Annotated in this window: 13 protein-coding genes; all 13 read right to left on the bottom strand. The window is 36.0% G+C overall.

Going from position 1 to position 13098, the window contains the following annotated elements:
* Positions 1–18 precede the first annotated feature (18 nt).
* Positions 19–3219: a UvrD-helicase domain-containing protein gene (locus tag VJJ03_RS08670; protein WP_323975044.1), complete on the bottom strand. Its 3201-nt coding sequence runs from the start codon at positions 3217–3219 to the stop codon at positions 19–21.
* Between the two features lie 7 nt (positions 3220–3226).
* On the bottom strand, positions 3227–3793 hold the full coding sequence (gene pth, locus VJJ03_RS08665; protein ID WP_009746124.1) for an aminoacyl-tRNA hydrolase: 567 nt from the start codon (positions 3791–3793) through the stop codon (positions 3227–3229).
* A gap of 3 nt (positions 3794–3796) precedes the next feature.
* Positions 3797–5323, bottom strand: a complete 1527-nt coding sequence (gene gltX, locus VJJ03_RS08660) for a glutamate--tRNA ligase (RefSeq protein WP_323975042.1) — start codon at positions 5321–5323, stop codon at positions 3797–3799.
* 135 nt (positions 5324–5458) lie between these two features.
* Complete coding sequence (gene dgt, locus VJJ03_RS08655) at positions 5459–6811, bottom strand: dGTP triphosphohydrolase (RefSeq protein WP_173301504.1); 1353 nt, start codon at positions 6809–6811, stop codon at positions 5459–5461.
* A 42-nt stretch (positions 6812–6853) separates the two neighbouring features.
* Positions 6854–7138, bottom strand: coding sequence for a YciI family protein (locus tag VJJ03_RS08650; RefSeq protein WP_323975040.1), 285 nt, complete (start codon positions 7136–7138; stop codon positions 6854–6856).
* 212 nt (positions 7139–7350) lie between these two features.
* On the bottom strand, positions 7351–7788 hold the full coding sequence (locus VJJ03_RS08645; RefSeq protein ID WP_009746128.1) for a hypothetical protein: 438 nt from the start codon (positions 7786–7788) through the stop codon (positions 7351–7353).
* 7 nt (positions 7789–7795) lie between these two features.
* Positions 7796–8269, bottom strand: a complete 474-nt coding sequence (locus VJJ03_RS08640) for a hypothetical protein (RefSeq protein WP_009746129.1) — start codon at positions 8267–8269, stop codon at positions 7796–7798.
* A 33-nt stretch (positions 8270–8302) separates the two neighbouring features.
* The gene (locus tag VJJ03_RS08635; RefSeq protein WP_323975038.1) at positions 8303–8824 is read right to left on the bottom strand and encodes a hypothetical protein; all 522 of its coding nucleotides are present in this window, start codon (positions 8822–8824) and stop codon (positions 8303–8305) included.
* The gene (locus VJJ03_RS08630) at positions 8821–9264 is read right to left on the bottom strand and encodes a hypothetical protein (RefSeq protein ID WP_323975036.1); all 444 of its coding nucleotides are present in this window, start codon (positions 9262–9264) and stop codon (positions 8821–8823) included. Before VJJ03_RS08630 ends, VJJ03_RS08635 begins: the two co-directional genes overlap by 4 nt.
* Positions 9265–9266: 2 nt before the next feature.
* On the bottom strand, positions 9267–10709 hold the full coding sequence (locus tag VJJ03_RS08625) for a lipopolysaccharide biosynthesis protein (RefSeq protein WP_323975034.1): 1443 nt from the start codon (positions 10707–10709) through the stop codon (positions 9267–9269).
* An 11-nt stretch (positions 10710–10720) separates the two neighbouring features.
* Positions 10721–11653 carry a hypothetical protein gene (locus tag VJJ03_RS08620; protein WP_323975032.1) on the bottom strand — a complete coding sequence of 311 codons (933 nt, stop codon included), beginning with the start codon at positions 11651–11653 and terminating at the stop codon, positions 10721–10723.
* A 21-nt stretch (positions 11654–11674) separates the two neighbouring features.
* Positions 11675–12364 carry an SMI1/KNR4 family protein gene (locus VJJ03_RS08615; protein WP_323975030.1) on the bottom strand — a complete coding sequence of 230 codons (690 nt, stop codon included), beginning with the start codon at positions 12362–12364 and terminating at the stop codon, positions 11675–11677.
* Positions 12365–12433: 69 nt separating this feature from the next.
* Complete coding sequence (locus VJJ03_RS08610; protein WP_323975028.1) at positions 12434–12859, bottom strand: hypothetical protein; 426 nt, start codon at positions 12857–12859, stop codon at positions 12434–12436.
* Between the last annotated feature and the right edge of the window lie 239 nt (positions 12860–13098).

The following is a 13098-nucleotide window of genomic DNA, read 5'->3' as shown; positions in this document are numbered from 1 at the left end:
TTTTATTTTCTCTTCTTATTATAGTATTTTCACAGTAATCTCTTCATTAATAAATACTAAGAATGATTTTCCTACTCTCCATCCCATTTGCTCTAGAACCTGAACATATCGCTTTAGCTGTGTTTGATATTGTGGGTGGTCATCTCCTGTCTTATAATCTATAATTATAGCCTCTCTCTTTTGCTCTTGATAGGCAACACGATCAGGACGTAAATATTCTCCTGCCTGGTCAAGCCATTCTCGCTCGTTATAAATAATATAATTACTTGTATAATAATCTCTTATCAAGGGATTCGTAACTACCTCCTTCAATTGTGAAGTAAGAGGATTTATTTGCGCTTCTGTGATTCGTCCTTCTATAAAAAATTGCTGTAATACTTCTGGAATATCAGCTTCAGTGATTATCTTTCCTAACATTTCATGTAGAAGGTTTCCTCTTTCTATAGCTTTTCCATTTTCTGTATTCCACATAGTTCCTGCATTTGTTACTATAGTATATGAAGGAGTCATGGTAGAACGTTGCTTGAAAGGAATATAAGTAATGGATTCCCGTTCATTTTCCTCTAAAGGAAAGAGTTTACCAAAAGTATAACGTGCTTGTCCTTCTTGCCAAACCCCTTTACTTTCTAAATATAATTTTAGTAATTCAGAGAGATTAGTAATCCTCTCTTTTTTGTTCTTCTTAGGCAAATCGCTAATAACGTATAAAACATCCTTAGGACGTGTCATAGCTACATACATTGTATTGATGGTATCTAGAAGTTCCATTTCACTTTGTTGTAGCACTATATTAGCATCTACCTCTTCAAGTCCTTCATAATCATCTATGAGCAAATGCTTAAACCCATTATATTTTTCAGGAGCAACTTCAATCCATAAAGTATCTTTAGCAGAACGCAATTTGTCATTCACATGAGTATAAATTACCACCGGAAACTCCAACCCTTTACTTTTATGAATTGTCATAATAGTAATAGCATCTACTCCTTCAGGAGCAGTAATGGCTAACTTATCTGCCTTTTCCTCCCAAAAGGCGGGAAAATCAGCTATATTACCATTTCGTATACTCTTATATTCATAAATTACATTGAGAAATTGAGAAAGATATGCATCTGAAGGCTTTGCTAAACCAAATACTTGAATAGCATATCCTATACCTTCATAGAAAGAATATAAATGAAAATATGATAAAGAAAAACCCTTAGCTAAAAAGAATACTTCCACTGGCTCATGTGCATATTTACTCATAAACATATGAATATCTGTGAGATTTTTCACTTTAGCATAGGAGAATAGTAACTCTATTTTTTCTTTTTCATTATTCTGATATAGAGAAATGGCAATCAGATGAATTAAAAACTGTATTTCAGGAACATTTTTGAGAAGCAAAGCTTCTGAAGAAATCACATTATAACCCTTTGAAGCTAATTTTTCAGCAATCTCAGTGCATTCTTTATTTCTACGAGAGAGAATACAAATATCCTTATCTGAATATCCTTCATTTTTTACTTCTTTTATATATTTCTCTATTGTTTCTATATAGATATTCTCTTCCTCTTCTGATTCTTCTGCTTCTTCCTCCAATGAGATATCGGTCGAAGTCTGTTTTTCTACAAATTCAATACTAACAAAACCTCCTTTAGCTCCCTTTTCAGGAATTTTTTGTACAGATTCCTCATAGAGCTTTTTGTACCTTTCACTCTGGAAAAGTGAAGATTCTAAAGCTACATAAGCAAACAAATCATTGTTAAAAGCAATCACTTCCTTCCCGCTACGATAATTATATTCCAGATTAACAACTTGTTGTTCTATATAAAAAGGAATCCTATCCTTATTATATAGGTCAATAAATTGCTCTGCACGTCCACCACGCCAACGATAAATGGACTGCTTAGCATCACCTACTAAAAGTAATGACCCATGTTGTTTGTTGAGATTTTCACTATGTACTGCATCAGCTATTAAGGGCAGCATATTTTCCCATTGCAAAATAGAGGTGTCCTGAAATTCATCTATAAAATAATGTTGATAACGTATTCCTATCTTTTCATAGATAAAAGGAAATGGTTCATTAATAATAGTCTGATGGATAATACTGTTAAATTCTGATATAGGCAGAATATTCTCCTGCTCTTTTATAGCAAGAATCTCCTCCTGCAAATTCTTTAATACTGCCAAAAGCGTCACATTTCTTGTTAGACGTTTATAAAACTGTTCTAACCAATAACTTTTTTTTACAGATTGCAATAAATCCGCTATCCAAGCTTGGTTTTCATCTAATAATTGAGCCACAACAGGTTCCTTTTTCTGTATATCTTTGGAGTATAAAGGTTTTTCTGCAATATCTGTAAACCAATTTCTATCAAAAGAATCCTTTTTAATTGCAAAGAACCCTTCATTTCTAATTTTTTCAAAGAAATTATATAAAGATCCTCTAATAAAATATTTTGAGGAAAGATGATGTTCTTGTGAGAAGGAAAAAAATTGTGCTGTTACCTCTTCTACTAACTTGAATAACTGCTTGGAGAGTTGTTTAAGTGTCTTTTTTAGATTTTCAAAATCCTCTAATTCTTTATCTTTAAGTTCCTGCACATAAGGATAATGATTTTCATTTGTAAGTAATCTGGCAATCTCAAAGAGTTCTTCTTCTATATCCCAACTCTTATCCTCTTCTATTTTATCTTTGGAGAATTCCAAAAGAAATTTAGTTAGCTTCTTGTTTTCTTCTGTTTTTTTAAGGAGATTCTCTATAGCCAGACGAAGTAGATCATCAGTTTCCAAAAAAACCTCAAAATTTGGATTGAGTTTTAGGTCAAAAGCAAAAGAACGTATTAGCCGTTGATTGAAACCATCAATAGTAACAATGGTAAAACCTGCATAATTATGAAGAATATAATTTAGTACCTTCTTAGAACGCTCTCTAAGTTGTTCAAAAGTAAGTCCTATTTCCCTAGCTAATTGTCTAAACATAGGGTCTTTAGACGGTTTCTTATCTTCCTCTTGTATTTCCTGATCAGAAGTAGAGAACAAAAGTAACTTATTGATGACCCGCTCTTTCATCTCATTAACTGCCTTATTGGTAAAGGTAATCGCCAAGAGCGACTTATATGCTTCCACATTTTTGGTAGCCAAGATAAGTCTAAGGAAGGATTTCACTAAGGTAAAAGTCTTACCACTACCTGCTGATGCATTATAAATTTGAAAACTAACTTCCTCCATCAAATCTCTACTTATTGTTATATAGGTTCATCGTAGTATCTGCCCCTGCTAAACCAAAGGAGAGGATTGCCTCACTAATTTTTTCTAATCGTTCAGGCAGTTGGGCTACTTCTTCCTCACTCCATCGTCCCAAAACATAGTCTATTTGGGTACCCTTGTCATAATTAGCACTGATACCGAAGCGCAAACGGGCATAGACGGTTGTTCTAAGCTCTTCTTGGATATTCTTGAAGCCATTATGTCCCCCATCAGAACCTTTTTTTTTGATACGGATACTTCCAAAAGGTAAATTAAGATCATCCGCTATCACTAAGAGATTCTCTATAGGAATTTTTTCTTTTTCTAACCAATATTTTATTGCCTTCCCGCTCAAGTTCATAAAAGTAGAAGGCTTTAGTAGGACAAAAGTTCGTCCTTTGTGAGAAAAAGTAGCCACATCCCCTAAGCGAGCAGTAGCAAAAGGAGCTTCTTTCTCTTGAGCTAAGTGTTCCACAGCAAGAAAACCTATGTTGTGACGTGTATAACGATATTCCTCTCCTATATTCCCCAGCCCTGCAATGAGATATTTTTTCATAAGTTATTGTTCCTTAGCATATTGAATAAGATTTTGCAACCGAAGAATTGTTTGTTCTTTACCCAAAATGGAAATAATTGAGAATACATCAGGTCCTTTCATCTCTCCCACCAGAGCCAAGCGAATAAGTGGCATCACCTGACCTAAGCCTAAGTTATGCTTAGTGATAAAGTCCTTAATTTGTGACTCTATATGAGCAGGAGTCAGGCCCGTCAGGCTATCCACCACACCTATCAGGGAGTTTACAATCTCGGCTGAATTTTCCTTCCATTGCTTTTTAAAAGCTTTGGCTTCATAACTATGAGGTGCTACAAAGAAAAAATGTGATAGTTCCCAAAAATCTGTAAGAAAAGTAGCACGTTCCCGTATAAGAGTAACAATTTGTGTAAGGGATTCCTTAGAAGCACTTATTTCTTTCCCAGCTAATACAGAAGAGAAATTCTCCACAAGGGTAATTAAAGGCATCTTCTTTAGGTATTGGTGATTGAACCACTTTATTTTTTCTATATCAAAGTGAGCTCCCGCTTTATTAACTTTTTCTAAATCAAAGAGGGCAATAAGTTCTGCCACTGAAAATAGTTCCTGATCTACTCCTGGATTCCAACCTAATAGTGCAAGAAAATTCACTAAGGCTTCAGGCAAATAACCATCCTCACGATAACCTTTAGATATATTCTTGGTTACGGGATCCACCCATTCCAAAGGAAATACAGGGAAGCCCATTTTGTCCCCATCGCGCTTACTAAGCTTACCATTTCCCATACCTGCAGGTTTAAGGATCAGTGGTAAGTGGGCAAATTGTGGAGCATCCCAGCCAAAAGCTCTATACATAAGCACATGCAGTGCCATAGAAGGTAACCACTCCTCCCCACGAATGACATGGGTAATCTCCATCAGGTGGTCATCCACAATATTAGCTAAGTGATAGGTAGGCATACCGTCGGACTTGAAGAGTACCTTGTCGTCCAAGAGCTTGGTATCCACTACTACCTCACCACGAATAAGGTCATGCAGGGTAAGGGTTTCTTGTGGCATTTTAAAGCGTACTACATAAGCATCTCCACGCTGCAATCTTTCTTTTACTTCCTCTGGAGAAAGAGAAAAAGAATTGGTCAAGTTCTGACGATTATGCCAATTATAGATAAATGTCTCTCCATGCTGTTCGTAGTTCTTTCGCTGGGCATCTAACTCTTCCGCAGTATCAAAGGCATAGTAAGCATCGCCTTTGTCCAAGAGCATTTGGGCATACTCGGCATAGATAGCCTTACGCTCGCTTTGGCGATAAGGGGCATGTTCTCCTCCTTTACCTACACCTTCATCATAAGTAATACCACACCAAGCAAGTGCTTCCATAATATAGTCTTCTGCCCCTTCCACATAGCGCACTTGGTCAGTATCCTCAATACGCAAGAGGAAATCCCCACCATGTTTTTTAGCAAATAAATAGTTAAAGAGGGCGGTACGCAGCCCTCCTATATGTAACGGTCCTGTAGGACTGGGTGCAAAGCGCACCCGTACTTTCTTAGCCATAAATTTATATGTTTATTGGACTGCAAAAATAGTGATTTTTAGAGAACTTGACAAATAAAAACAGACTCTATTAGAAATATTTATCCATCATATCACTGAATATCCTTTTAATAATTTTTCACTTAAAATATATGACTAAAGAATTCCAATAAGTTTAGAATGTAACTTAGTAGTTTGAGTATCTGTAAGGCTAGCTATATAGCAGGTAATAGAAAGCACACACTCATATAGGCTCTCTTGTTTGGAGAGATATCGTGAAGGAATCGTTTTGAGAATAATATGGTCATAAGAGGAGGTACTCCCTTGCCAATTATGATATACTGCTGTAAAATAAACTCTTAGCAGATGTTGTAGGATAGCATAACCTGCCAACTCCTTCTCTACTACTTGTGATGATTGATATATATTATTAATACTAAGATCAATGATATCATTTATTTGATTCTTATATTTACTTTTGTCCAAGAGAGCGGTGGTAAAATCCCCCCTAAGAAGGGACTCTTCATTTTCCTCAAAAAGAGTTGTTACTTCGGTAATAAGAGTACCAATAGAAAGAGCACGCAAATAGGCTATTCTATCCTGCTTATGGGCAAGTTGATAGTATTTATGAGTAATATTCTCTGGGGCAATTTTACTACCTCGAATAAGCTGTATAAGATACTCTAGAGCGTTATCTTCGGGAATCCATCCTAAGTTAATGCCATCTTCAAAGTCAATGAGAGTATAACAAATATCATCCGCTGCCTCTACTAAAAAGGCTAAAGGATGCCGTACATAACGCAACTCATCCCCTTCTCCCATGGGAAGTAAGGAAAGTTCTTGAGCAAGTTCATAAAAGAACTCCTTATTGGATTGAAAAATATTATATTTTTTATCAAAAACTGCTTTAGTAGGTTTCACAGGTAACGATTCCTTAGGATATTTGATAAAAGTCCCCAAGGTAGCATAGGTAAGACGTAAACCACCCTGTACGCCAGCACGGCTTTCGGTAAGGATTTTAAAGCCATTAGCATTACCTTCAAAATTACACAAGTCAGCATACTCTCGCTCAGAGATTTGTCCCTTAAGGATACTGCCCTCATGATAACGAAAGAAGTCGCCTATAGCCTTCTCTCCACTATGTCCAAAGGGTGGGTTACCTATGTCATGTGCCAAAGCTGCAGAAGCCACAATGGTACCAAAATCATTCATCTGATAACCTAATTCCTTAAGATAAGGATATTTCTGAAGTACTTTTGCCCCTATAGCACGGCCCAGAGAGCGCCCCACGACAGAAACCTCCATACTATGGGTAAGGCGTGTATGTACAAAGCCAGATCCTGAAAGTGGAATTACTTGTGTCTTGTCCTGTAGGCTACGGAAAGCTCCAGAGAAGACAATACGATCATAATCCACATCATAGCTTAGCCGAGTAGGGTCTTCCTTACTCCGCAAGCGAGTGTTCTTATCTCCTTGTTTGCGCAAGGAAAGCAAGTGTTGCCAGTCCATCATTTGTTCTAAGTTTGAGTTTCAAATTAAGTTTTCGCTTATTTACAATAATTTACCAAAGCTCTCTGCATATTTTGTAGGGATAAATTCAATAATCTGGTAAGAAGCTATTTGATGCTTATAAAAAGGATCTTGAGTAATGATCGCCTCTACTTCTCCTCTACTGTCTGCCTTACACAAAATCACCCCTCCTTGACGGGGCACTTGTGCTCCTGAAGCAATAAAATGTCCTGAGACGTAATGCTTATCTAAGTAAGCGCGATGTGCTTCTAAGTGTTTTTCAACCTCTGTAAGGTTTTTTTGATAGGTTAAAATAATAAGATACATATATTAATTATTAGTTATTAATAATTAGTCTTTGTTTTTCAGTTTTTGAGATACTTTTCACTGTTCCTTATTCACTTTTAAAGGAAAGGCAAAGATAAGAAATAATTTTGACCCCTCAATTTTTTATTCTAAAGATGGTATTCATTGTTTGCTTTTTCAAGCAGTGGTATTTGGTTACTTGTAGCACCTTTCCAATAGTTTAAAACTTATGTCTACTTAATATATCTCCTTATTAAGAGGAAAGACAGTACTAACATACATACATTGTACGGAAACGAAAAGAGCATCACCATATTGGCGATTATAAACATCTCAAAAAAATTATGGAGTAACCTATCTATGACATCAGTCATAGAAGAATAACCGACATAAGCCCAAAAAAAGACAGAGAATAAAACTGACATTTCTAACCAAAGCAAATAGAACTTTATATAGAAAGCAATGCTACTTTTCTTTACAGCATCCAAAAGATACATACTCAGCCCTAAGGCTATAGTAAATAACCCTATCAGGTGATAAGGATAGGTTGCATTATAACAATTCGTCCTGAAAAAACAAAAAGTAGCACAACCTCCCCCTAATGTTAATAGAGCATTTAGAACACTTGCTACAACAAAGAATATGATACAATATTTGATTTTATTTTTCATAATTATTTCACTCTTTGAAAATAAGTTTCTTTCTATACTGATAGACCCTAAAGGCAATGACAAACAAAAATAAAGGCAAAGAGGTGAGCACCCCAAAAGAAAAGAGAAAAGCTAGTATTATGAGTATCGCATAAACGACCAAAGTAATCACATCTACTAAAAGATAATAGCTCTCACGATGAATGTTATAATGATAAAAATAGCTTTCCCCCTCTTTCTTTCGCCCTAAAAAATAAGGAACTACAAAAAGAAAAATCAAAGGAAAGAAAAAGGCTATTTTACTCAATACTAACAAAAATGGATCATTTTCTACGCCAATACTAAATAAATAAACAAGAGAATCCCATATCGCATTATCAAACCTCTGTATAATAGAGACTATATCATCAATTGAATAAGCTGCTAAAGCCTCATAGGTACAGACAAATAACAACCATAGTAAAAGAAAAAAATACAAATTATTTTGGAGATTCTCATTCATTTTCCAAAATCTTTAATCTACCCTAAACATTCTCTACACTCCCCATAATGCTTGTTGTAATCGCTGAATTTGAGTATCTTCTATGTTATCCAAAATAGCCAAAGTATCTCTTGGAATAAAAATACATTTTTCCAAAAGGCTTTTCAGTAAGTTTTCCAATGCCAAAGTATATTCTTGATAAGTAATAAGCTCTTTTATCTGTTCAATAAATGATAAAACTAGTGAATCAGTTGAGAAATCATAGGTAAGGCGCTCTATAAACAACTTAGTTGTATAAGAAAGTATACTGATAGGGTCGCAAATTCTAATTCCTAATTTCTCTTGAATGAGAGTCTCTACTTCTTCTTTAGTTTTTTCCCATTCTTCTCCTTCTCTCATAAACTGTAACTCATTGATAACCTCCCACAGCTCATTTGTGGTATTATAGTCTCTGAAGTCTTTGCATATAAAATTGGAAGTATAATCTCCTACTTTTTTAGCATTATAGCCTTCTTTCCAAAGGGCTTGTAAGTCTTGAATGTAATAGACAATTGCTTTTATCTCTTCTAAAGTCATTTTATTACACTTAGTTTTTCAGGTTCATTAATAGGAATTCTTAGTTGTAAGCCAAGTTCAGAACGAGCGATTATATGTTTTGTATCCTCAAAATAGGCTTCCTTAAAATACTCGCTATTATCCAAAAACAAAAACCATAAGAGTTCGCTACTCTCTTTATGGATAATATAAATAAAACCATCTCCTTCCCAACTACATTCGCCTCCATAAATTTTATATTGGGCATTCTCTACCATAATTTTCGGATAGAGATTAGAGACATAATCCTCTTCGTTATAAGAAAAATAACTATCTAAGGACGATTTGCACAAAATTCTTAGGTGATACTTCTCTTTAATCCATTGTCCTTCCAAAACAAGCATATCACCATTAGGGTAAGTAATAGATTTGATAATAGGATAAGTGTAATTTTCAAGAATGTTTTTTATACGTGGATGCATATCTATCTTAGTTTTTTTATTAAATCCTCTGATAAACGATATTTGATAAGTACCAATACCCAAAAAGCTACAATAAGTAATGACTTGAGTACAATATTAAAAAGCGGGTGAAACGGAAAGTCCCAAAAGAAGGAACCTCCTATGGCTATAATACCAAAGAGGGTGGTCTGTAACGTTTCTTTATAAAAAGGCTGCAAGTTGTATTTGCGATAAACAAAAACCGACTTGAGTAGGTTATACGAACTAAAAGCGATTAGGGTTGCTAATCCCGCCCCATTGATGCCATAAAGTGGTATGAGCCACATATTCATTAAAATGGTGCCTATGACCAAAAAAACACCCAAAAACAATACGGTGCGATAGTAAGGTGAATTGAGTAATACCGCATTGCTGAAACCTACTAAGGCGTCCGATAGCTTTACTATCGATATGATGATAAGCACCGTGAGTCCTGTGCTGTAATCCTTATCAGGTAGAAGAGCATAACACTGCTGGGCGTTGACGATGATAAGCACACAAATCACCATACTCACAAAATAAGTATTCACGGTGCTACGCTTATACAGGTCGGATAGCTCTTTTGACTTGCTTTGATTCATAAATTGTGCCGTCAGAGGACTCACAATCTGGTACATACTCCTATACGGAATGACAATCACCGTAGCTGTAAAAATGGCTACATTGTACACCGCTATTTCGCCGATAGGCAAGTATTGGTTGAGCATAAACTTATCAATATCCATCAATACAGAAGCTATCGACCCCGATAAAATCACAAAAAGGCTGTACAAAAAGACTTCTTTCTTGTTCTTAGGCAACCCCCAAGCAAATTGCGGTCGACGTACATAGAAAGCGAAAACAAACATCAAGAGCATACGCAAGGCATAGACCCAAAATACGCCCCTTATCAGTTGGTGAAAGTCGATGAGCTGCAAATAAATGGCTAACAGCAGGAACATCACCCCTACCCTATGGAATACCTCTTTTAGGAAATTGCCAAAGACAGTTTTTAGCTGTACACGCGCCCACGCATAAGCAATTTCAAAGTAAGCCATCGCTACGGAAGTGAGGAAGATGAGAAAAACGTAATCGCGCACTTCTTCGTTTTTAGCCGAAAGCCATTGTGCAATCTGTTCGTACCCAATTACCCCGACAAAGGTGGCAGGCACAATGATGAGCAAAGGCAAAAAGCAAAGCATCAGGTTGAATTGCACTTGCTCTTTCTTATCTCGATAAGCAGTATAATAACGCACTAAGGTATTGTTCACCCCAAAGGCGACAAGAGGGGACAGAATGGTGGCAGTGGAAGTAACATAGCTTACCAAGCCATATTGCGCTTTGGAAAGGAAATAGGTAAATAAGAAAAGGGTGTTCAACGCCCCTATGGCAAACCCCAAATAGGTAGCCACTACATTCTTAAATGATTGTCGGAGTACGATGCCCATAATCTCTCTTACTATGATTTTAAATATGTTACTAATTTCTTTTCTACAAAATCGGTCATCGTATCAGCTTGTTTGATAACCTTGGGTTTGGCGTACTCGTGGGCAAAGCAAAGTATCTGCTGAGTGTCGAGATCATAAAGCAACTTATCGCCGTCGGCGTATTTCCAAAACTCTCCAAGCACTAAATAGTCTTTGCCATTGAACTCATCGGTATATAAGTCGGTAAAGCGAATTTCTACTCCCTCCAATCTGAGTTCGCCTATATGCTGGAAGAACAAAGTAAGTTCCTCAGAGAAGACAACACCCAAGTCTTGACTCTTTTGGGTAATCTCCTCCAAAGGAATACCTGCGGTAATAACATTATATTCATCAAAATCCTTCAGCACCTGCTTGGTGAGCTTGGGATATATAGATGAAAGTCGCTCCCAATCTTTTAGAGTAGCGGTTTGTGTGGGCATATCCTCTGCTCTTTCTCTTTTCTCTTTGAGTTCTTTAAGATGAGTAGAAACTGCGGCAACAAGCTCCGTGTTAGTAGACTCTGTAAACCATTTTTTTAGTGAGGTAACATACTTGCCTTTTAGTCCTACTTTCTTCAAATAATCAGGTAGTGCTTTGACATTGGTTTTTAGAAAATAAAATTCTATCATATTACGAATGAGGAAATCCTTGTTGAAATACATTGTTTTCCCACTCTTAATATGATCCATCTTGAGAATGGTAAAGTTCAAGAAATGATCATCCGTCAATGCTACTGGGACGATTTCCTCCAAGGTAACACCTACATCTTTTAGCGCTTTATGCGTATAATTCAGTACGGTAAAGTTCGGCATCTCTTCCTCGAATACCATATCTATCATAGAGCAAAGCCTATCCAATATTTGCTGATACTTTTCAGAAGCAATCAACTGTTCCAATTGCTCTTTGTCCTTTTGCTCCATTGACATAACTGTAATGTTTTAATTGTTTTACCCCTCCAACTCTTTTAGGTCTATCCCCAATACCTTACACCACGCTTGGGCGTTCTTACAGGTGGGATCTATACCTTTGCCTTCTGTATAAAAGGGCTCCCATTGCCAATCCTCACCCCCTGTGCAGCCAATAGTAGCGTAGTTCATCAGGAATTCCTTAAAATTATCAGCTATATAAAGCCCGTGATTCTCACTCCCATCGTGGCTGAGATACACTATTTTTCCATAGTTCTCAGGTTCTAACTCAATAGCAATATAATCGCCGTTGCCTACTTGGTGAAAGGACATTTTATTATGCCAAACACGGTCGTATTCATTATTGTAATCGGGATATACCTCTTTTACCCAACCTTTACGATCGTCCTCATAATCCAAAAGCAAATCCAATCCAAAAAGCAACTGTCCGCGAAAGATTTCAACTAATCCTTCAGGTAAAAAATCTTCGTTTTTTTCTAAAAATTCGTAAATACTCCAATAAAAATCCAAATGAGCAGTATTTTCCAAGATTACTTCTCGAAAATGCGAGGGCAAAGTATAGCCTAATTGCTCCTCTACGGCTTTCACTTCAGCTTCTGTAGCGGGTTTTGCTATAGTAAAAGGATCAGTTTCGCCACCAAGGGCTTTTATTTTGGTTAAATAGAGGTTTAAACGTTTTTTAAAAAGTTCAAAATTAAAGATTGTCGTCATAATGATAGTTATTTTTTTTTACTTAATGGTTTGTTTCTTCCAAAGTGTAATCCCAAGTGTAAATTTGTATTACTTAATGATATGTTTCCTTTTTAGCAACAAAAGATATAAGTAGTATAAAAGATAAATCCCTAAGATTATTATATCAAATACAGAGGTTTGTTCTCCTAATAATTGCCAACGATTGCGAAAGCAAAAGGTATAGACCTCTAGAAATACCATGGCTATAAGTGCACACCCCATTATAGAAACGGCTATCCTCTTGCGAAAGAATAGTACCATAACAACACTTATAGGCGGCAAGAATACCGTAATACCAAATAGAACAGCTAATAATAAAGGATAATCTTTGAAATAAATCAGTCCCCCTGCTCCAAAATGGCTACCAATATAAACTTCGTCGTAGGTCATTGTTTGATAAAAATCTTTGATACCCGCACAAGTAATCAGTAAAAACAGCATACTAAAAATCCAAATAGTAATATTCTTTGTCATTTTCTTTGTATTTAAATAGTTTTTAATAAATTCTCTCTAATTTCTTACAAACTTGTCAATACTCTACTCTCTAAAAGTTGAGGTTTGTCCTCCAAAGTGCAATCCAAAGTGCAAATTTTGCACTTTGGAATGAACACTTTCTAAATTTATTCTTTAGCTAAAGCTTTGTCCTTTAACTTTGCTTCACAAACAAATTGTCGTCCTTCTATGTTGTTTATTTTTACAGATGAAATAAAAGT

The organism is Capnocytophaga sp. G2 (assembly GCF_035282625.1).
Taxonomy (GTDB): domain Bacteria; phylum Bacteroidota; class Bacteroidia; order Flavobacteriales; family Flavobacteriaceae; genus Capnocytophaga.
This window is presented reverse-complemented; position numbering and strand designations above follow the sequence as displayed.

Excerpts from the sequence above, each read along its gene's own strand:
- VJJ03_RS08670 (WP_323975044.1), bottom strand. The coding sequence starts at position 3,219 with ATGGAGGAAGTTAGTTTTCAAATTTATAATGCATCAGCAGGTAGTGGT.
- pth (WP_009746124.1), bottom strand. The coding sequence starts at position 3,793 with ATGAAAAAATATCTCATTGCAGGGCTGGGGAATATAGGAGAGGAATAT.
- gltX (WP_323975042.1), bottom strand. The coding sequence starts at position 5,323 with ATGGCTAAGAAAGTACGGGTGCGCTTTGCACCCAGTCCTACAGGACCG.
- dgt (WP_173301504.1), bottom strand. The coding sequence starts at position 6,811 with ATGGACTGGCAACACTTGCTTTCCTTGCGCAAACAAGGAGATAAGAAC.
- VJJ03_RS08650 (WP_323975040.1), bottom strand. The coding sequence starts at position 7,138 with ATGTATCTTATTATTTTAACCTATCAAAAAAACCTTACAGAGGTTGAA.
- VJJ03_RS08645 (WP_009746128.1), bottom strand. The coding sequence starts at position 7,788 with ATGAAAAATAAAATCAAATATTGTATCATATTCTTTGTTGTAGCAAGT.
- VJJ03_RS08640 (WP_009746129.1), bottom strand. The coding sequence starts at position 8,269 with ATGAATGAGAATCTCCAAAATAATTTGTATTTTTTTCTTTTACTATGG.
- VJJ03_RS08635 (WP_323975038.1), bottom strand. The coding sequence starts at position 8,824 with ATGACTTTAGAAGAGATAAAAGCAATTGTCTATTACATTCAAGACTTA.
- VJJ03_RS08630 (WP_323975036.1), bottom strand. The coding sequence starts at position 9,264 with ATGCATCCACGTATAAAAAACATTCTTGAAAATTACACTTATCCTATT.
- VJJ03_RS08625 (WP_323975034.1), bottom strand. The coding sequence starts at position 10,709 with ATGGGCATCGTACTCCGACAATCATTTAAGAATGTAGTGGCTACCTAT.
- VJJ03_RS08620 (WP_323975032.1), bottom strand. The coding sequence starts at position 11,653 with ATGTCAATGGAGCAAAAGGACAAAGAGCAATTGGAACAGTTGATTGCT.
- VJJ03_RS08615 (WP_323975030.1), bottom strand. The coding sequence starts at position 12,364 with ATGACGACAATCTTTAATTTTGAACTTTTTAAAAAACGTTTAAACCTC.
- VJJ03_RS08610 (WP_323975028.1), bottom strand. The coding sequence starts at position 12,859 with ATGACAAAGAATATTACTATTTGGATTTTTAGTATGCTGTTTTTACTG.